General features: G+C 71.5%; 14 protein-coding genes. 2 read left to right on the top strand and 12 right to left on the bottom strand.

All coding sequences use genetic code 11. The features are described from left to right. The 11 genes from ACFU9P_RS17205 to ACFU9P_RS17155 form a co-directional block, all read right to left on the bottom strand. Positions 1-2,685 (bottom strand): tetratricopeptide repeat protein, encoded by a 2,685-nt coding sequence (locus ACFU9P_RS17205; RefSeq protein WP_384081340.1) that lies wholly within the window; start codon positions 2,683-2,685, stop codon positions 1-3. Continuing rightward, the gene (locus ACFU9P_RS17200; RefSeq protein WP_384081337.1) at positions 2,682-4,034 is read right to left on the bottom strand and encodes a hypothetical protein; all 1,353 of its coding nucleotides are present in this window, start codon (positions 4,032-4,034) and stop codon (positions 2,682-2,684) included. The genes ACFU9P_RS17205 and ACFU9P_RS17200 overlap by 4 nt, the downstream gene beginning before the upstream one ends. An 88-nt stretch (positions 4,035-4,122) precedes the next feature. Further along, positions 4,123-5,196: a glutamate ABC transporter substrate-binding protein gene (locus tag ACFU9P_RS17195; protein WP_384081335.1), complete on the bottom strand. Its 1,074-nt coding sequence runs from the start codon at positions 5,194-5,196 to the stop codon at positions 4,123-4,125. A gap of 11 nt (positions 5,197-5,207) precedes the next feature. Next, positions 5,208-6,611, bottom strand: coding sequence for a hypothetical protein (locus tag ACFU9P_RS17190; RefSeq protein WP_376375575.1), 1,404 nt, complete (start codon positions 6,609-6,611; stop codon positions 5,208-5,210). A 328-nt stretch (positions 6,612-6,939) separates the two neighbouring features. Further along, positions 6,940-7,923: an N-acetylglucosamine kinase gene (locus tag ACFU9P_RS17185; protein ID WP_384081847.1), complete on the bottom strand. Its 984-nt coding sequence runs from the start codon at positions 7,921-7,923 to the stop codon at positions 6,940-6,942. Between the two features lie 77 nt (positions 7,924-8,000). Further along, the gene (locus ACFU9P_RS17180) at positions 8,001-9,266 is read right to left on the bottom strand and encodes a 6-phospho-beta-glucosidase (protein WP_384081332.1); all 1,266 of its coding nucleotides are present in this window, start codon (positions 9,264-9,266) and stop codon (positions 8,001-8,003) included. Positions 9,267-9,272: 6 nt separating this feature from the next. Continuing rightward, positions 9,273-10,193 carry a carbohydrate ABC transporter permease gene (locus tag ACFU9P_RS17175; RefSeq protein ID WP_384081844.1) on the bottom strand — a complete coding sequence of 307 codons (921 nt, stop codon included), beginning with the start codon at positions 10,191-10,193 and terminating at the stop codon, positions 9,273-9,275. Then, positions 10,190-11,137, bottom strand: a complete 948-nt coding sequence (locus ACFU9P_RS17170) for a carbohydrate ABC transporter permease (RefSeq protein ID WP_376375585.1) — start codon at positions 11,135-11,137, stop codon at positions 10,190-10,192. The genes ACFU9P_RS17175 and ACFU9P_RS17170 overlap by 4 nt, the downstream gene beginning before the upstream one ends. 18 nt (positions 11,138-11,155) lie before the next feature. Further along, positions 11,156-12,490 (bottom strand): ABC transporter substrate-binding protein, encoded by a 1,335-nt coding sequence (locus ACFU9P_RS17165; protein WP_384081328.1) that lies wholly within the window; start codon positions 12,488-12,490, stop codon positions 11,156-11,158. A gap of 170 nt (positions 12,491-12,660) precedes the next feature. Then, entirely contained in the window at positions 12,661-13,902 is a 1,242-nt protein-coding gene (locus ACFU9P_RS17160; protein WP_376375591.1) for an ROK family transcriptional regulator, read from the bottom strand. Between the two features lie 158 nt (positions 13,903-14,060). Further along, the gene (locus tag ACFU9P_RS17155; protein ID WP_384081324.1) at positions 14,061-15,161 is read right to left on the bottom strand and encodes a mechanosensitive ion channel domain-containing protein; all 1,101 of its coding nucleotides are present in this window, start codon (positions 15,159-15,161) and stop codon (positions 14,061-14,063) included. 268 nt (positions 15,162-15,429) lie between these two features. On the opposite strand from ACFU9P_RS17155, the gene ACFU9P_RS17150 reads away from it, so the two are divergent. Beyond that, the gene (locus ACFU9P_RS17150) at positions 15,430-15,966 is read left to right on the top strand and encodes an HNH endonuclease (RefSeq protein WP_046504717.1); all 537 of its coding nucleotides are present in this window, start codon (positions 15,430-15,432) and stop codon (positions 15,964-15,966) included. Positions 15,967-16,111: 145 nt separating this feature from the next. Here ACFU9P_RS17150 and ACFU9P_RS17145 read toward each other — a convergent pair whose 3' ends face one another. Next, on the bottom strand, positions 16,112-19,090 hold the full coding sequence (locus ACFU9P_RS17145; protein ID WP_384081321.1) for a beta-N-acetylglucosaminidase domain-containing protein: 2,979 nt from the start codon (positions 19,088-19,090) through the stop codon (positions 16,112-16,114). Between the two features lie 205 nt (positions 19,091-19,295). Here ACFU9P_RS17145 and ACFU9P_RS17140 point away from each other — a divergent pair, with 205 nt between their 5' ends. Then, on the top strand, positions 19,296-19,556 hold the full coding sequence (locus ACFU9P_RS17140) for a hypothetical protein (protein ID WP_376375799.1): 261 nt from the start codon (positions 19,296-19,298) through the stop codon (positions 19,554-19,556). Positions 19,557-19,562: the final 6 nt, after the last annotated feature.

The following is a 19,562-nucleotide window of genomic DNA, read 5'->3' as shown; positions in this document are numbered from 1 at the left end:
TCACACCCACGTCCGAGGGCGGAAACGGTTGGCCCGCTCCACCAGTTCGATCCTCTCCTCGCCGCGCTGAGCGAGCCGGGCGAGCACCCGGTACGAGCGTTCCAGTCCGAAACGCAGGCCGCGCTCGTCCAGTTCACTGCCGAGGAGCACGGCCTGTACGGGACGGGACCCGGGACTACCGGAGAGTACCCAGTCCAGTGCCGTGCCCAGTACCTCCGCCGAGAGCCGCTCGCGCCGCACCGCGTCCAGACCGAACTCCCGCAGCGCGGACACCTGTTCGGCCGCCGCCGTCAGATCGTCGATCAGCGGGGCCTCCGCGCCGGGGCCATGGGCGGGCGCGGCGAGGGAGCGCTGCCGCAGTCTGGCCCGTACGGCCGCGACCCGCGCGGCCGTGTAGTGGATCGACGACTCGGGCACGGACTCCAGGGTCCGCACGGCTCCGGCCCGGTCGCCGGAGGCGAGCTGGACCCGGGCCAGGCCGAACGCCGCGCTGACATAGCTCGGGTCGGTCGTCCACACCAGGCGGTAGTACTCGGCGGCGTTGTCGAGTTGACCGAGCACCTCGGCGCAGATGCCCAGCGCCAGCTTGGGCGCGGGCTCGCCGGGGAACGCGTCGTAGACCGCGTCGAAGGAGAGCGCGGCCGTCTCGTGGTCGCCGGTCGCGAGCGAGGCGATTCCGCGGTACCAGACGACCCGCCAGTCGTCGGGGCGGTACTCCTCCAGCGCGGTCAGCGCCTCGGCGGCGGTGGCCAGATCGCCCATCTCCAGCCGGGCGCGCAGCTCGCGCAGCCCGCGCTCGACGGACTCGGCGGGCGCCGCGGCCAGCGCGGAGATCACTTCGGCGGGCGCCGAGGCCAGCAGACCGGCCAGGAACCCGGCGTTCGGATCGTTCGGATCGACGAGCGGTACGGGCAGGGCCAGCGCGGTCGCGGCGGCGTCGAGCGGCGCCAGCCGGGGGCCGCGCGCGACGGCGGTGTCGAGGGGCGCCTCGATACGCGGTACGGGGAACTGGGCGTGGGTCTGGGCGTACGGCACTCCCGCGCCCGGGGCTCCCGGCAGGGGACGCGCAACCGGCGCGCCCGGGGCTCCCGCTGCTCCCGCGCCCGCCGCTTTGGTGCGTCTCGCGGATCTGCCGCCGCGTCCCGGCCGTGCCGTCCGTACCCCCAGCCGCGACACGTCCTCCGTCAGCTCCGCGAACAGCTCCGTGTCCGTGACCCGCAGCTCCGGGCCGAACAGCGTCGAGAGCGCGGGGCGCGGCCGGCCCGTCTGGAGCGCGACGACCTCCCGCAGCACCCCCGTGAGCTGCTCGGCCATCTCCTGCGCCGAGGCGAAGCGCCGCCCCGGATCGGGGTCCGTCGCCCGTACCAGCAGCCGGTAGAAGGACTCGTACGTCCGGAACACCTCGATGTGGTCCGGATCGGGAAGCGAGTCCACGAAGACATTCGTGTAGCCCTGGAAGTCGAAGGTCAGCACCGCCAGGGTGCGGGCGACCGTATACAGGTCGGACGCCACCGACGGGCCGGTCTCGGCGACTTCGGGGGCCTGATAGCCGACGGTGCCGTAGATCGCCGACTCGTCGTCGTCCATCCGGCGGACCGCGCCCATGTCGATGAGCTTGAGCTGGTCCCCGGTCTGGATCGCGTTGTCGACCTTGAAGTCGCAGTACAGCAGGTTCCTGCTGTGGAGATGGCCGAGCGCCTCCAGCACGTCGATGCCGTACGCGCAGGCCTGCTCGACCGGCAGCGGATCGCGTCTGCCCGCGGTGGTCCTGCGCTCGTTGGCGATCTCCTTGAGCGACTTGCCGCCGACGTACTCCATGACGATGTAGCCGTCCATGGAGCCGGTCCGCTGGTCGAGATGCTCCACGAAGTTGTAGATACGGACGATGTTGGAGTGCTCGATCTCGGCGAGGAAGCGGCGCTCGGAGATGGCCGCCTCCATCGCGTCCTGGTCGCCGGTGTCGAGCAGGCCCTTGAGGACCACCCAGCGGTCCGAGACGGCCCGGTCGATGGCGAGATAGACCCAGCCCAGACCGCCGTGCGCCAGACAGCCCACGACCTCGTACTGTCCGTGCACCACCGTGCCCGGGTGCAGCTTCGGTACGAAGGAGTACGGATGGCCGCACTTGGTGCAGAACCCCTCCGTCCGTCCCGGGCGGTCGCCGCGCGCCCGGCCGACCGGCGCGCCGCAGTCCGAGCGCGAGCAGAACCGCTTGCGCTCGGGCACTTCGGGGCGCTCCATCACCGCGGAGCGCGGCTCGGGACGAGGCACGTCCGGTACGGAGACCAGGCCCGCGCCCAGGCGGTTGCGCCCCGAGGCGGAGGTGGCCGCGCCCGAGCTGCGCACCGACACCGAGCGGGCCGACAGCCGCCCGGACAGCGTGCGCGACAGCCGGCCGGAGACCGAGCGGCGGGAGGTGGAGGAGCGCGAGGAGGTACGGGACGAGGACCGCGACGAGCCCCGGGAGGACGACGAACGCCCGCTTCCCGAGCCGCTCCCGGAGCCGCTTCCGCCGGACTTGCCGCCGCCCGCGATGCCCGTGGGCGGCGAGGAGAGCGCACCGCCGGGCGCGACGACGGGGGCCAGACCACAGGTGTCGCAGTACAGCTCGCCGTCGCCGACGTCCTCGTACGAGCCCTCGCAGCCGGGGCGCTGGCATACGGCCGTCCCGCTCGTCCCGCTCATCGGTCCCCCCGATCCCCTTCTGTCATCTCCGCATGGTCCCTGGGCTCCTGTACGCGCGTGACCAGGGCGTCCGCCGCCGCCTGCTGATAGCGCAGCACCGCCTGCTCGGCGACGCGCAGATCGCAGGGCGCGCTCCACAGCATCCGGCGCGCCGCGTCGTACCGCTCCATCAGCACCGGGTCCTCGGCCATGCCGTGCCGGGCGACCTTCGCCTTGTACGCGTCGAGCCGGCCGCGCAGCTCGGCGCGGACCGCAAGCGGCGCGGTGACGGCGGTGAGCGACTCGCGGGCGCGCAGCAGTTCGTCCTCGGCGTCCCGCTCCAGCGATTCGAGGAGCGGCGAGAGCCGGTGCCACTGGGCGTGCCTGCGGTACTCGGCGGCGGTCGACAGACGCTCCTGGAGCACGGTCGGCGGGCCGCTGACCGCGGGCACCTCGGTCGCCGCGATCTTCGCCAGCACCTCGCCCCGGGCCGATCTGGCCTCGGTGAGCGTACGGTCGGCGCGCGACAGGACGTCCCGCAGCCGCATCAGCCGCTCCTCGGAGTCCTTGCGCACCGCGAGGACCGCCTCGATCTCCCGCCGTACGTCCTCCAGCGCGCGGGCCGCCCTGTCGTACCGCTCGGTGTCGGGACGGCCGCCCCCCGGGGCCGAACTGCCGGGCGCGGGGCGCCAGAAGGCCAGCGGATCGGACACCACCTGGGCGCGCAGGGTGCTCAGCTCATGGGTGATCGACTCCAGATCGTCCCCGGCCGGGTGCTCGCCGGGCCGTACGCCGACGGAGTGCGCCAGCGAGCGGGTGCGCTGCAACTCCGCGGAGAGCAGATCGATCCGGGCGGGCAGGGCCGACCAGACGGCGTCGGCGGCCACGACCATGTCAAGGGAGCGTGCATACAGTTCATTCATCCGAGTGACCAGCTCGGCGAGGGTGAACTGCTCGGAGAGCTTGGCGGGTTCGTTGAGGGAGGCGAGCTGGTGCCCGGGGGCGCCCGCCACGGTGACCCCGCGCCCGCGCAGTGTCTCCGTCAGCTCCACCAGATCGTCGCGGCTGAGCCAGCGCCGCCTGGCGCGGGTCTCCCGGGCGGCGGTCAGCGCGGCGGTGTAGCTGTCGAAGTAGGTCCACAGCAGGGCGATCGACTGCTCGGCGGAGGCCCAGCGCTCCTTGGTGACCCCGGTCAGCTCGGCGCCTTCGAGGAGTCTGCGGCCCGCGTGGTCCTGGAGGGCGAGCAGCGAGGTCTCGATGGCCTCGTGCTCCGCCTCCAGGCGTGCCAGCGCACGGTCCACCTCGTCCCGGTCCATCACCGGTCCCGGTGGCCTTCCCGTCGAGCCGGGAAAGGAGTCCGCGCCGCCCATCGATCACCTCTCCGCTTCTCGCACCGGCCCGCGAGCCGTTCCGTACCCGTTCCCGGCCGGCCGTCTCCGGCCGGCCCCGTTCCCGCCGTTACTTGTACCGGGGCACCGGAGGCCCGGCGGTCGCCCCCAGATCTGTCCGCAGCCACCTGTTGTACGACGCCATCCAGGGGCTGTTCTCCCCTCCGGCGCGATACCCCACCAGCACCTGGTTCACCCTGCGTATCAGGTCGTCATTCCCGAGTTTCGCCGCGACGCCGTAGTACTCGGTGGTGAACGGCTTGCCCTTCAGCTCGACCCCGGGGTCCTGGGCCGCCTGGCCGGCCGCCAGCGCGTTGTCCGTGACGACCGCGTCGACCTCGCCCAACTGGAGCCTGACCAGGCAGTCGAGCTGATTCGGCACGGTCTTGTCCTTGAACACCGCGCCGTGCGACTGCTTCCCCAGCTCTTCGTATGCCGTCGAGCCCTCGGCCGTGCAGACCCGCTTTCCGGAGAGCGAGCCGTCGTACCCGGTGACCGGCGAGCCGATGGGGGCGAGGACCTGCTGACCCGCCAGGAAGTAGGCGGTGGAGAAGGCGACTTGCTGGATCCGGTTGCAGTTGACCGTCATCGTTCTGACGACCAGGTCCACTGTGCCGTTCTGCAGTGCCGGGATCCGCAGATTGGTCGGGATGGCACGGAAGATGATCGCGTTCCGGTCGCCGAGGATGTCCTCGGCTATGGCGCGGGCGAGGTCGATGTCGAAGCCTTCGAGTTCGCCGGTGGCCGAGTTCCGGTAGCCCCAGCGGTAGCTGTTCTGGTCGACCCCGACGGTCAGCTTTCCCTTCTGCCGGATCCGCTCGATGGTGGGGCCGTCGGCGGCGGAGGGCCGGAGACTGGCTTCCGGGTTCTCGCACTCGGCCGGGGCGGTGGCGGGCACGGCCGTGGCGGTCCGCTGCGCGGACTTCTCTGCGTTCTCGTCCACCGTATGGGCCAGCGGCAGCAGGGTGAGCGAGGCCGTCAGCACACAGGCCGCGGCCATGGCGGACACACCGCCCCAGCCCCGGAGCCGACGGGACAGCCGGAGCGCGAGATACGGCCGGGGTCCGCGGAACAGACCGGTGCCGCTGGACCGCCGGGGCCCGCGGGGCGGACGGAGCCCTTCCATGGAGTCCTCGGAATCCATCTCTCCCCCTTTCACCGGTACTCCGAAAGCCTGCGGCCTATGCCGAGGACCGCGCCCACCGCGGCCACCAGGGCCAGGGCGCCCGCCCCGACCGCCAGTCCGGTCAGCGCGCCGCGCCCGTCCGACGCGGACCGGGTGAACTCGTCCTGTTCCTGGGCGAGTGCCCGCTCCAGGGCCGTGTCCACCTGGTCGAACGACTGGCCCGTGGATTCCTCGTTCCCGATGACCTTCTTGAGCGCGCTCTCGTAGTCACCGGCCCGGTCGGCGGCGCCGGCCGAGGCGTGGCGCTCGCTCCACTGGGTGACGGAGGAGATCGCCTCGTCCACCGGTCTGCCGCCCGCGCTGTTGTCCGCGAGCTTCTTGGCCTCGCCCAGTGCGGAGCGCAGCTCGGCCATGCCCGAGCTGTAGCCCGCTTCGTAGGCGTCCTTGCCGTCCGGGGTGAGGACGGCGCCGCGGGCGACCAGGGTGAGGTTCTCGTTCGCCCGGGCCCTGAGCGAGTTGATCTGTGCTTCGCTCAGGACGCTGAGCGACGCCTGGCCGTGCGCCTGCGCGTTGTTCAGCTCGGCGCGCGCGACGGACTGGCCGACGGCCAGCCAGAGCAGCAGCACCGTGGACGCGGCGGTGGCGGCGAGCAGCCCCTGGTTGAACACCCGGTTCGTCCGCAGATAGGCGCGGCGCTGGGCCCAGAAGAGACCGCCGAAGGCCAGCACGCCCAGCGCCAGTGAGACATACGGCCAGAGCCGCGCGTCGTCGTTGTCCTGAACGAGCCGCCGCGTCTCCGCCTCGTACAGCTTCTCGGCGACCGGGAGCAGCTCATTGGTCATCTGCTGGTTCGCGTACCGGAGATACGCGCCGCCCAGCGGGAAGCCCTGGCGGTTGTTGGCGCGGGCCTGCTCTATCAGGCCGGTGTAGCGCGGCAGTCCCGCGTTGAGCGCGGCTATGTTCCGGCCGGACTCGGTGGTGCTGTCCGTATGGGTGGCCGCCTTGACCAGCAGCCTGGACGCGGTCTCTATGTCCTGCTGATACCGCTGCCGCACCTCGGGCGATTCCTGGGCGCCCGCCAGAAAACCGGTGGATGCGGCGGTGTCGGCGTCGGCCAGCAAGCGGTAGAGATTCGCCGCGTCCGCGCTGAGCGGCTGACTGCGGCTCACCACATCGTCGGCGGAGGCGAACCGGGCGGAGGCCTCCCACGCCGTGACCGCTCCGAACGCCACCACCAGCAGCGCCAGGGCGGCACCGATGATGCGCAGCCGGCCCGGCTCGGTCGTCGCCGCGGTACGCAGCCGCTCCGCGGTCTCGGCCCAGGCGCTGTGCCGGGCGGGCGGCATCGGTGGAGGCACGGGCGGAGGCGGCGGCACGGGCGCATGCGCCGGAGCCGGCGGCGGCGCGCTGCGCGCATGCGGCAGATTTGTCATGTGACCTCCCCCTTGGTCCCGACGATGACGGCTTGCCCCCGGCGGGGCGGGGGACACCTCCCGGCCGCCAGTATGGACGCAGGGACCGACAACCACACCTGGCTTGACTGGATCTTGTGCGGATCCGCCCCCGCTCCTGGCTGTCCGGTCCCGCCGCCCTGCCCTGCCCGGCCTGTCCGTCTCCCCACCGTGAATACGCCCGGGACCCGTGGGCGGTTCCCGTTCAGGGGAGTTCGTACGCGTTCGAGTGAACCGCCCCTCTCGCCCCACCCGGAATCCCGGAATCCCGGAATCCCGGAACCCCTGGACCCCTGGACACCCGGGACTCTTAGACCTCCCCCGCCGGCGAACCGTAATACGCCCCCAGCCGGGCGTGCGCCTCCGCGTCCGCCCGTACATGGTCGAGCCCCAGCAGCCCCGCGCCCAGCACCGGCGGTGCCGTCACTACCCCGATGACCGCCTTCGGCGCCTTCGCCGCCAGCAGCTCCGCGATCCCCTGGTCGAGCTGGGGATGACGGGCCGCCAGCACACTGCCGCCCAGCAGCACCGGCACCTCCTCGTCCAGCAGACCGAGCTTGCCCAGCGCGACCGTCGACAGCGCGACGACCTCCTCGGCCAGCCGGTCCACCACCGACCTGGCCACCGGATCGCCCGCCGCGCTCGTCGCGAACAGCACCGGCGTCAGCTCATGCCGGCGCTCGAACGGGATACGCCCCAGGTGCAGCGCCTCGATCAGCTCGTACATCGAGGCCAGCCCGAAGTGGCCGGGCAGCGTCCGTACCAGCTCGGTGGGTTCCCCGCGGCCGTCCTCCGCCCGCGCCGCGAACCACAGCGCCTCCTCCGCGAGCCCCGAACCGCCGCCCCAGTCACCGGATATACGGCCGATCGCCGGGAATCGGGCCGTCCGGCCGTCCGGCAGCATGCCCACGCAGTTGATGCCCGCGCCGCAGACCACGGCGACCCCCCGCGGCTCGGCGCCGCTCGGCAGCCCGGCCCGCAGGATCGCGAAGGTGTCGTTCCGTACATCGGTCGTACGGCCCCACCCCCGGGCCTGCACCGCCTCCGCCAGCTCCCGCTCCTCGACCGGGAGATCGGCGTTGGCCAGACACGCCGACACATGCTCGGCGACCCCGTGCTCCGGCAGCCCGGCGGCCGAAGCGGCCTCGGCGACCGCCTCCGCCAGGATGTCGACGGCCGCCTCGATCCCGACCACCGGCGGCTGGAAGCCGCCCCCGCGGGCCGTGCCCAGCACCGAGCCGTCGGCGCCGATCACGGCCACATCGGTCTTGCTGTTCCCGGCGTCGACGGCCAGGACGCTCGCGCGCCCCGCCCCCGCCGTCGTACCGGCCGTGCGTCCCGCCGCCGTACCGGCTCTGCTCCCCGCCCCGCTCACACCCACGCGAGATGCTCCCGGTTGTGCGCGATCAGCTTGTCGGTCAGCGCCTCGGCGTATTCGAACTGGCCGATCAGGGGGTGCGCCAGCAGCGCCTTGAAGACCCGGTCCCGGCCGCCGCGCAGCGCCGCGTCCAGGGCGAGGTCCTCGTACGCCGTGACATCCGCGACCAGCCCCGCGTACAGCGGGTCCAGCGCGGGCACCGCCAGCGGCTCCGCGCCCGAGGTGCCCACCCGGGCCTGCACCTCGATCACCGCGTCGTCCGCCAGGAACGGCAGCGTCCCGTTGTTGTACGTGTTCACCACCTGGACCGGGCTGCCGCCGCCGCGCAGCAGCGAGGCCGCCAGATCCACCGCGGCCTCCGAGTAGAAGGCGCCGCCCCGCTTGGACAGCAGCTCCGGCTTCTCGTCCAGCGCCGGATCGCCGTACATCGCCAGCAACTGCTTCTCCATCTCGGCCACTTCGGCGGCCCGTGACGGCTTCGTCCCCAGCTCCCGTACGACCTCGTCGTGCGCGTAGAAGTAGCGCAGATAGTACGAGGGCACCACGCCCAGGCGCTCCAGCAGCACGGGCGGCAGCCGCAGATCGGCCGCCAGCGCGTCGCCGTGCTCCGCCAGCAGCTCCGGCAGCATGTCCGTACCGCCGGGTCCGCCGAGGCGCACGCCGCGCTCCCAGGTCAGATGGTTGAGCCCGACATGCTCCAAGTACACCTCGGAGGGCGCCACATTCAGCAGTTTGGCGAATCGGCGCTGGAAACCGATCGCCACATTGCACAGTCCGACTGCTTTGTGACCGGCCTGGAGCAGCGCCCTTGTCACGATCCCCACCGGGTTGGTGAAGTCGATGATCCACGCGTCCGGGCTGGTACGGCGGACCCGCTCGGCGATGTCCAGGACCACCGGGACCGTGCGCAGCGCCTTGGCGAGTCCTCCGGCGCCGGTGGTCTCCTGGCCCACGCAGCCGCACTCCAGCGGCCAGGTCTCGTCCTCGTTCCGCGCGGCCTGCCCGCCGACGCGGAGCTGGAGCAGCACCGCGTCGGCGTCGGCGACCCCCGCGTCCAGGTCCGCCGTGGTGGTGATACGGCCCGGATGGCCCTGCTTGGCGAAGATCCGCCGGGCCAGCCCTCCGACCAGGTCGAGCCGGTCGGCCGCGGGGTCGATCAGCACCAGTTCCCCGATCGGCAGGATGTCCGTCAACCGGGCGAATCCGTCGATGAGTTCGGGTGTGTAGGTGGATCCTCCGCCCACCACTGCGAGCTTCACTTCTTCTCAGCCCTTCACTCCGGTCAGTGTGACTCCCTCGACGAACGCCTTCTGTGCGAAGAAGAACACGAGGATCACAGGGGCCATGACCAGAACGGTCGCGGCCATGGTCAGGTTCCAGTCGGTGTGGTGCGCGCCCTTGAAGGATTCGAGGCCGTAACTGAGCGTCCAGGCGGCCGGGTTCTCCGAGGCGTAGATCTGCGGTCCGAAGTAGTCGTTCCAGGCGTAGAAGAACTGGAAGAGCGCGACGGCCGCGATCCCCGGCCTGGCCATCGGGAGCACCACCTTGATCATGGTACGGAGTTCACCGCAGCCGTCGACCTTCGCGGCGTCCAGATACTCGTTGGGGATCGTCAGCAGGAACTGCCGCAGCAGGAAGATGGAGAACGCGTCGCCGAACGCCAGGGGGATGATCAGCGGCCAGAGCGAGCCCGAGAGATCGAGCTGCTTCGCCCAGAACAGATACATCGGGATGATGATCACCTGGGGCGGCAGCATCATCATCGAGATGACGAGCATCAGCGACAACTGCCGCCCGCGGAACCGGAACTTGGCGAGCGCGTACGCCACCGGCAGCGAGGAGACCAGGGAGAGCACCGTGCCGAGCCCCGCGTACAGCAGGGTGTTCTTCCACCAGGTCAGAAAGCCCGGGGTGTCGAAGACCTTGGCGTAGTTGCCCCACTCCCAGGTGTCGGGCGTGAGATCGCGGGTGAGCGCCTGCTGGTCGCTCATCACCGAGGTCAGGAAGAGGAAGACGAACGGCAGCACGAAGAAGAGGGCCGCCGCGATCCCCAGGGAGTGCACGCCGATCCAGTGCAGCAGCGCCCTGCGGCGCGCGGTCCTGGCGGCGGGGGTACGGTCCCGGGCGGACTCCGGCGCGGTGCCGGTGCCGGGACGGCCGTCGAGTACGGGTACGGAGGCCATCAGTCACCCGCTCCGATCAGTCCGCCGCGCCGCCGCATCAGCAGTGCCGTGAAGGCCATGGCCAGCACGAACAGGACCAGCGCGACCACACAGGCCGATCCGTAGTCGAAGCGCTGGAAACCCAGGTTGTAGACCAACTGGGGCAGGGTCAGCGTGGACTTGTCCGGATAGCCGGGCTCGAACTGCTGGCCGGAGCCGCCGATGATGCCGGAGGCGACCTTGCCCGCGACCAGCGGCTGCGCGTAGTACTGCATCGCCGAGATCACCCCGGTGACCACGGCGAACATCACGATGGGCGAGATGTTCGGCAGGGTCACGAACCGGAACCGCTGCCAGGCCGACGCGCCGTCCAGCTCCGCCGCCTCGTACTGCTCCTTCGGTACGTCCAGCAGCGCGGCCATGAAGATCACCATCAGGTCGCCGATGCCCCAGACGGCCAGCAGGGTGAGGGCCGGCTTGGACCAGGCGGGGTCGTTGAACCAGCCGGGGGTGGGCAGCCCCAGATCGCCGAGGATGGTGTTGACCGGCCCTGTGCCCGGGTTGAGCAGAAAGACAAAGGCGAGGGTCGCGGCGACCGGCGGCGCCAGGTACGGCAGATAGAAGAGGGTGCGGAAGATCCCCGTACCCGTCTTGATCTTGGTGATCAGCATGCCGATACCGAGCCCGAAGACCACCCGGCAGGCCACCATGATCACCACGAGCCAGAGCGTGTTGCGCAGCGACGGCCAGAACATCGGGTAGTCGGTGAAGACGTACGACCAGTTCCCGAGGCCCTTCCAGACCGGCGGGTTGAAGCCGTCGTACTTCATGAAGGAGAAGTAGACGGTCGAGATCAGCGGATACGCGAAGAAGACGGTGAAGCCGATCAACCAGGGCGACATGAACGCCGCCGTACGCAGCGCCGACCTGCGGTGCTTCGAACGGAGCGTGGGAGCGTGGGTGGACATCGGTGACCGCCGGGCCCGTCAGCCGGCCTGCTCGATGTCACGGTCGATCTGCTGGGCGGTCTGCTCAAGACCCGCCTGGAGATCCTTCACCTTGCCCTGCTCGTACTGGTACCCGAAGTCCTGGAGCGTCTGCTGATAGGCCGCGCCGTTGACCGCGGCGGGCGGGGTGCTGGACTGAGGGTGCTGTGCGATGTCGAGGAAGGTCTTGAAGCGCGGGTCGAACTTCAGGTCCGGGGACTTGAGCGCGGCCAGCGTCGACGGCACGTTGCGGATGCCGTTGGCGAACTGGACGACCGCCTGAGTGTCGGTGGTCATGTACTTCACCAGCTCCCAGGCCGCGTTCTGCTTCGTGCTCTGCGGAGCGATGCCCATGATTGTGCCGGACAGGAAGCCCTTGCCGTAGCTGTCCGCCTCGTCGTCCGCGACCGGCATCGGCGCGACCCCGATCTCGAACGGGACCTTGGCGTCCTCCGCCATGCCGAGCCGCCACTCGCCGTCGAGCTGCATCGCGACCTGGCCGGTCTGGAACGGGTGCTTGGCGCCCCACTCGTCACCGAAGGTGCTGCGGAACTTCTCCAGCTTCTGGTAGCCGCCGAGGTCGTCGACGAGCTTCTTCTGGAAGGTGAACATCTTCGCGAAGGCCGGGTCCTTGGCGATGTTGGACTTGCCGTCCTTGTCGAAGTACGCGTGGTCCCAGCTCGACATGTAGTGGTCGACGACCGTCTCGTAGCCGTGGTAGGTCGGCATGAAGCCCACCTGCTCATAGCTGTCGCCCTTGGAGACGGTCAGCTTCTTGGCGTCCTCGGCCAGCTCCGACATCGTCCTCGGCGGGGCGGCGATACCGGCCTTCTTGAAGGCGTCCTTGTTGTAGTACAGCCCGTACGCGTCGCTCAGCAGCGGCAGCGCACACCGCTTGCCCTCGAACTGGGTGTACTCCAGCAGCACCTTCGGGAACGTCTTCTCCAGATCGAGCTTCGACTTCTCGATGAACGGCGTCAGATCGGCGAAGGCGCCCGACGAGCAGAACTTGCCGACGTTGGAGGTGGTGAAGGAGGACACCACGTCCGGGCCCTTCGAACCGCCCGCGCGCAGCGCCTGGTTGAGCTTGTCGTCATTGATGTTGCCGACGACGTTCACCGTGATGTTCGGATGGGCGTCCTCGAACCGGTCGATGTTGTCCTGGATCGCCTTCACCTCGGCCGGCGCGCTCCAGCCGTGCCAGAAGGTGATGGTCGTCCTGGCGTTCGGATCGTCGGACGCGGCGGAGCCCGACTGGCCGGTACAGGCGGTGGCCACCACGGATATCGCGGCGACCGCCACGGCGGAGACGGTGAGACGGCAGTTTCTGAGCATGGCGGTACTCCCGGAAGAGGTGTCGGGGATCTGAGCTATGCGGCTGTACGGGGGGTATGCGGCTGTACGGGGTACGGGTACGGGCTGTGCGGGGTCTGGGGGTGGAGGTGTCGCGCGGTGTACGAGGGGTGCGGGGCCTGTGGGGTGAGGTACGGGCGTACGGACGCGGGTCAGCGCGAGGTGTCGAAGACCTCGTCGCGGGTGGCCGCGAGGGCGCTCTCCAACGCGCCGCGCAGGACGGGATGGCGCTGGACCTCGCCGATGAGGAGCCGGGGGCGGGACGCGGCCAGCTCGGCCAGCTCCGCCTGCACGAGCGCGCGCAGCGGTTCGCCGCCCGCGGCGGTCACCCCGCCCGCGAGGACGATCAGTTCGGGGTCGAGCACGGCGGCGACGGAGGCGAGACCGGTGGCGAGCCGCTGGGCGAACTGCCGCAGCAGACCGGCCAGCCGCTCGTCCTCGCCGTGCCCGGCCGCGGCGCGCGCCAGCAGCCCGGCGGCGACCTCGGCGTACGGCTGCTCCGGGGTGTCGATGCCCAGGGTCCTGGCCAGCCGCGGTACGGACTGCGCGCCCGCCAGCTCCTGGAAGCCGCCGCTGTTCGCCCTGACCACCTGGCGTACCAGCGGAGTGCCCGGGACCGGCAGGAAGCCGACCTCGCCGGCGCCGCCGGTGAAGCCGCGGTGCAGCCGGCCGCCGATGACCAGGGCGGCGCCGAGGCCGTCCTCGTTCCACAGCAGGACGAAGTCGTCGTGGCCGCGGGCCGCGCCGAGGCGCTGCTCGGCGACCGCCGCGAGGTTCACGTCGTTCTCGTACTCGACGGGCATCGGCAGGACCGCCGCCAGCTCGTCGAGCAGGGCGGGGGAGTGCCAGCCGGGCAGATGGGACGCGTACCGCAGCCGGCCGGTCGACGGGTCGAAGGCGCCCGGCGTGCCGATCACCACCCGCTGCACGTCCCCGCGCGCCAGTCCGGCGGCCTTGACCGCCCCCTCCAGCGCGTCCGTGACCTGCTGTACGACACTGCCGGCGCGGCGGCCGCTCTCGGCGCGGCGGCCGGGCGTCGGCAGCTCGAACTCCCCGACGGTGGCGCCGGTGATGTCGGCGACGGCGGCGAGGATCCGCTGCGGGTTCACATCGAGCCCGGCGGCGAACGCGGCGCGCGCGTTGACCGCGTACAACTGGGCGTTGGGTCCTGGCCGGCCCTCGGTGGTCCCGGTGGCGACGACCAGTCCGGCGGCTTCGAGCCGGGCCAGGAGCTGCGAGGCGGTCGGCTTCGACAGGCCGGTCAGCTTGCCTATCCGGGTACGGGAGAGCGGCCCGTGGGCCAGCAGCAGATCGAGCGCGGCCCGGTCGTTCATGGCCCGCAGCACGCGTGGCGTCCCCGGTGACGGAGTGGGTGGCCCGGTCACATCGGTCATGGACTGGACACCTGCCTTTCGCCGCTCGCCGCCCCACACTGTTAGGAAAGTTTCCTATTGGGGTGCGAGGAACGTAAGCCGGACGTCAGGAAGGCGTCAATACTCTCCGGCGGATCACACCCCCGAGGCAACCAAAGCGTTACCTCGGGGACACGGGGCTATTTGGACAGATTCGACGGCGACGGCGAGGGGCCGGGCAGATTCGCCGGCGAGGGGTTGAGGGGCGAGGCCGCCTGCGACTGCGGCGAGGTCGGGCTGGCCAGCGCGGAGGGCGCGGACACCCCGGCCGCCGGATCCGGCGCGGGCGCCTGCTCCACGACCGGCGGCAGACCGCCGACGATCCGGATGCCCGCCTCGTCGAAGGCCCGCTTGATCCGCCAGCGCAGCTCCCGCTCCACGGCCAGCGACTGGCCGGGCATCGTCTTCGCCGAGAGCCGTACGGTCATCGAGTCCAGCAGCACCGAGTCAAGACCCAGGATCTCCACCGGGCCCCAGAGCCGCTCGCCCCACACCTCGTCCTTGGCCATCTTCTCGGTGACCCGACCCAGCACCGCCCGTACCCGGTCCAGGTCCTCCGACGGCCGGACCATCACATCCACGCCCGCGGTCGCCCAGCCCTGGCTCAGATTGCCGATCCGCTTGACCTCGCCGTTGCGTACGTACCAGATCTCGCCGTTGTCGCCGCGCAGCTTCGTCACCCGCAGCCCGACCTCGATCACCTCACCGGAGGCCACCCCGGCGTCGATGGTGTCGCCGACGCCGTACTGGTCCTCCAGGATCATGAAGACCCCGGACAGGAAGTCGGTGACGAGATTGCGCGCGCCGAAGCCCAGCGCGACGCCCGCGACGCCCGCGGAGGCCAGCAGCGGGGCGAGATTGATGTTCAGCGCGCCCAGCATCATCAGGGCGGCCGTGCCCAGGATCAGGAACGAGGTCACCGAGCGCAGCACCGAACCGATCGCCTCGGAGCGCTGACGGCGCCGTTCCGCGTTGACCAGCAGCCCGCCCAGGGCGGTGCCCTCGACCGACTGGACGCTGCGGTTCATCCGGTCTATGAGCTTGGTCAGCGCCCGCCGGATCGCATGGCGCAGCACCAGCGCGATCACCAGGATCAGCACGATCCGCAGTCCGATGCTCAGCCACGTCGACCAGTTCTCCTCCACCCAGCTCGCCGCGTCCGTCGCCCGGGCCGCCGCTTCGTCGAGGGTGACGGGGTCGGACGACGAGGGGCCGGCGGCCGGCAGGGCGGACCAGGACACGACAGGACCTCCAGGTATCGCGGGCGGTCCCACCACACTAACGGGGCAGTGCGGCCGGGCCCGTGCCCCGACGGGCGGAGAGACACGGCTCACGCAGGTCGCGGGCGTGTCGCGCGGCGCGCCGGACGCGCGGGGAGAGGTCGGTGTGGTCGAAAACACTTCGAGCCCGTTACCTGCACGTGGTGGCGTTTCCACCTGGCATGAGGAGAGACTGAGAGCAGATCGTCCCGGCGCGAGCCACGCGCCGCCGGCGTTATAGGAGGCATCCGTGCCGCATGTCCTGGTCCTCAACGCGTCGTACGAGCCGCTCGGCGTCGTACCGCTCCGCCGCGCGCTCGTCCTCGTCCTGGAGAACAAGGCCCTCTGCCTCGAGGAATCCGGCGCCTTCATGCACAGTGAGACCCGAGTCATCCCAGCACCCAGCGTCGTACGGCTGAAGCGGTTCGTACGGGTCCCTTACCGGGGGCCCGTTCCACTGACACGCCGTGCGCTCTTCGCCCGCGACGGCGGTCGCTGTATGTACTGCGGTGGTGTCGCAACCAGCGTCGACCACGTCATTCCGCGCAGCCGTGGCGGACAGCACGTGTGGGACAACGTGGTGGCGGCCTGCCGCCGCTGCAACCACGTCAAGGCGGACCGGCACCTGCGGGAGCTGGGCTGGAGACTCCACCAACAACCTGCCCCGCCATCGGGCCTGGCATGGCGGATCATCGGGACCGGTCACCGGGATCCGCGGTGGTTGCCGTACTTGCAACCGTATGGCGCGGAGGACGCGATGGCTCGGATCGACGGCATTTCAGCCTAAGATCCGGGCCTTTGTCGTCCCGGGACACGGTGTCCTCGATCGCCGGACGGGCTTGCTGTGCTGTGTCCTCAATCGCCGGACGGGCTTGATGTGCGCACTCGGCGCCGGAAAATCCAGCCCGTCCGGCGATTGAGGACACGCGGGGTCAGTCGGCCACCGCATACGCCTCTACCGTGTACAGCGAGTAGCCGAATTCCGTCGCGCGCTCGTCGCCCTGGATGCGGACGAAGCGGGTCTCCCTCGCGTCCATGCCGATCGCCTCCCGGCCGCCCCGGCCCGCGTTCACCGTCGCCGCCGTGCGCCAGGTGCGGCCGTCGGCGGAGACCTGGATGCGGTAGCGGGTGGCGTAGGCGTCCTGCCAGTGGAGGACGACCTGGCCGAGACGGGCGGCCTGCGGGAGCTCCAGCTGCCACCACGCGCCGTCCTCCGCCGGGGACGACCACCGCGTGGCCGGGTCGCCGTCGAGCGCCGCGGAGGCCGGGAAGTCCGGGGTCTCGTCGGCGGACGAGGTCGCCGTCGCCGTACGGGCCAGATCCGGGCCGCCCGTCCGCGGCGAGGCGCGGACCGTCAGCGTGCGCTCCTCGCCCGCGAAGGCGAGCGGTACCTCATAGGTACCGGCCGGCGTCCCCTCGGGCACGCTGACCTCGACCGGCACATTCGTACGGGCACCCCGCGGCAGCGTCGTCGTCTTCGGCACCGTCACCCGGATCCCCGACGGCGCCTTCGCCGTCAGCGCGCCCCGTACCTCGCCCGGCCGCTGCGCGGCGAGCAGCGCCTCGACCTTCTGGGGCTTCCCGCCGATCTGCGCGTCCGCCTCGCCGTCGACGAGGTCCAGCCGGGCCCGCGGCTCGTCGGCGAACCAGGGGACGACATGCCGTACGGAAGGCGCCGGCGCGCCCGGGCCCGCGACGCCCGGACCCGCGCCCGGCGAGACGATCCGTACTGCGTCGATCCGCAGCCCCTTCGCGTCCGACTGCGTCCAGCCGCTCGTCGACAGCGGACCCAGCGCGCGCCAGCCCTGGCCCGGCACATGCGCCTCGACGGTCGCGCCCACCCCCGTACCCGGCTCGGACATGGTGTTCACCGCCTCGACCGGCCTGGCACCGCCCAGGTCGACGGTGTACGAGCGCGCGTCCTGCGTGACCTTCCCGGCGTCCCGGTCCGTCGCGCGGTCCGCGCCCGTCCACGCCGAGGACTCCTCGACCGCCCGGTCGAGGAACGGCCCGAGCACGCCCTCGCCGACCGTCGCCCGGCTCGTACGCGCCGCCTCGCGCAGCGGCTCCAGGTCGAGGGACGCCTGCCAGGCCGCCGCCCCGTCGCCGCGGTCCTGCGCCAGGAGCATGTCGATCGCCAGCTCGCCCGCCGCGCCGTACCGCGCGAGCTGGTCGAGCCAGGGCCGTACCTCGTCGTCGAGCCGCCCGTCCGCGATCCCCGCGAGCCGCTCCGGCGCCTCGCGCATCACCGTGAAGGCGGCCCGCAGAGCGCTCGCGGCGCTGGTTCTGGTCCCGCGGTCCGCGGTCGTACGGGAGTCCCAGAAGTCCTTGAGCAGCGGCTTGAGATACGCGGACTCCGCCGAACCGAGGATCGACGACGCGTCGTTGCCCGCCAGGACGGCCAGCGCCTCACGGGCCTTGACGTCTCCGCCCGCGAGATCGTCCAGCGCGGCCCGCCAGGACTCCTGCGGGTCGTAACCCCGGGGATTCCAGGCGTAGTCCGCCGCCGTGAACAGCGGGATACGGGACGCCGACGCCTGCTCCATCGCGTTGGCCAGCAGCGCGGCCGAGCCGGTCGCGACGGCCGGTTCACGGCCGGTGTACGGACCGAGGAAGATACGGTCCTGCTCGTAGTCGTTGACCGGATAGTTGTCCATGGTGACCAGCGGACGTCTGAACGCGGCGCGTGCGCCCGCCAGTTCCTGCCCCGTGATCGTGCGCGGTACGACCCCGACCCCCGTCCACGCCACCTGTACGCGCGTGTCGAGCGCGTCCGCGAGCGCCTCGCGGTAGTCCGTCGTGCCGTCCTGGTAGTACTCCGTCGGCATCACCGTCAGCGGCTCGGCGCCGGGATGGCGCTCCGCGAGATGGCGCGCGACCGCGTTCGCCACCCGGGCCTGCGCCGCCGCGGCGGCCCGGGGCCCCGAGCCGAAGGTGTCCGCGTCCTCGCCGCAGTGCCACTCCGTATAACTGACGTCCTGGAACTGGAGCTGGACCGCGCGCACCCCGAGCGCCCACATCGCGTCGATCTTGCGGGTGAGATCCCTCAGATCCTTCCGCGACGTCATGCACATGGCCTGCGCGGGGGCCACGGCCCAGGCGAGCGTCACATGGTTGCGGCGGGCGCGCTCGGCCAGCTCGCGGAACTCCGTGCGCTGCGCCGCGGGGTACGGCTCGCGCCAGCGTGCCTGGCGGTACGGGTCGTCGCCGGGCGCGTAGAGGTACCGGTTCTGCTTCGTACGGCCAATGAAGTCGAGCTGGGAGAGACGTTGCTGATGGTCCCAGGGCTGGCCGTAGAACCCCTCCGCCGTCCCCCGTACGGCCGTGCCCGGCCAGTCCCGTACGACCACGCCCTGGACGGCGGGCCGGCCGGACCGCTCGACGACGAGCTGGCGCAGGGTCTGCGCGGCGTAGAACAGGCCGTCGCCGTCGACCCCGTCCAGGGCGACGGTGTCCCGGCCGGCCACGGTCCCCACCGCTATCCGGTAGCCCCCGGCGGGCAGATCGGCGCTGTCGGGCGCGCGCAGCGCCCGCAGCGCCTCGCGCGCACCGGCCCCGCCCGCGAGGACCAGCGGTCCGGTGGCAGGAGCGGAGGACGCGGTGCGTACGGTACGGACACCCGCCCCGCGCAGGATCTCCGCCAGCGCGTCCACGGCATGGGCATCGGCGTCCGCGCCCGCCACGACGGTCACATCGGCGCCGAGAGGCACCGTCCGGCCGGCCGCCCGGATCGTCTGCGGCCGGGGCCAGACCGAGGGCACTTGCCCCGCGCCCTCGCGCTCGGGCGTGGTCGCCGAGGGGGAGCCCGGCTCAGGAGGGGCGGCCAGCGCGCTCGGCGCGGTGCCGAGGAGACCCCCGATCACGGCGACCGCGACGGCGGTCGCGGTGCCCTTTCGCTGCCCGAGCCGCATGTTCTGCTCCCTCGTGCCTCTAGGTCCTGCCCGGCCGGGCAGGACCTGGTCCCGCCCACGCGGCAACGAGCCCACCACCCCCGCGGTGAGGGTGTCAATGCGCGTGGCCGTTGTGTCGCGATTGCCGGTTTGTGATAGGCAGGACGTTCAACTGCCGCACAGGGAACGGATCGTGACTCGGCACACGTTTACGGGCCGTAAGCGTCTGCGGCTCCGCCCGCTGGGTAGGGCTGCTGTGTCCTGTCCTGTTTCCCTGTCCACTGGAGGCGCCGCCATGGCCGCATCCGCACAGCTTCTGCCGACCGCACCTTCCAAACAGACGGACCCGACCCCCCTGACCAGCGAGCCGCCGCTCGCCGACGCAGCCCCGCTCACCAGCGAGCCCCCGCTCGCCGACACCGCTCCGCTGACCAGCGAGCCGACCGCGCCCGGGACGGCCGGCGGCACGGAGTCCCCCGGAGTCTGACCCCCT

Source organism: Streptomyces sp. NPDC057617, assembly GCF_042800555.1.
Classification (GTDB): Bacteria; Actinomycetota; Actinomycetes; order Streptomycetales; family Streptomycetaceae; genus Streptomyces.
This window is presented reverse-complemented; position numbering and strand designations above follow the sequence as displayed.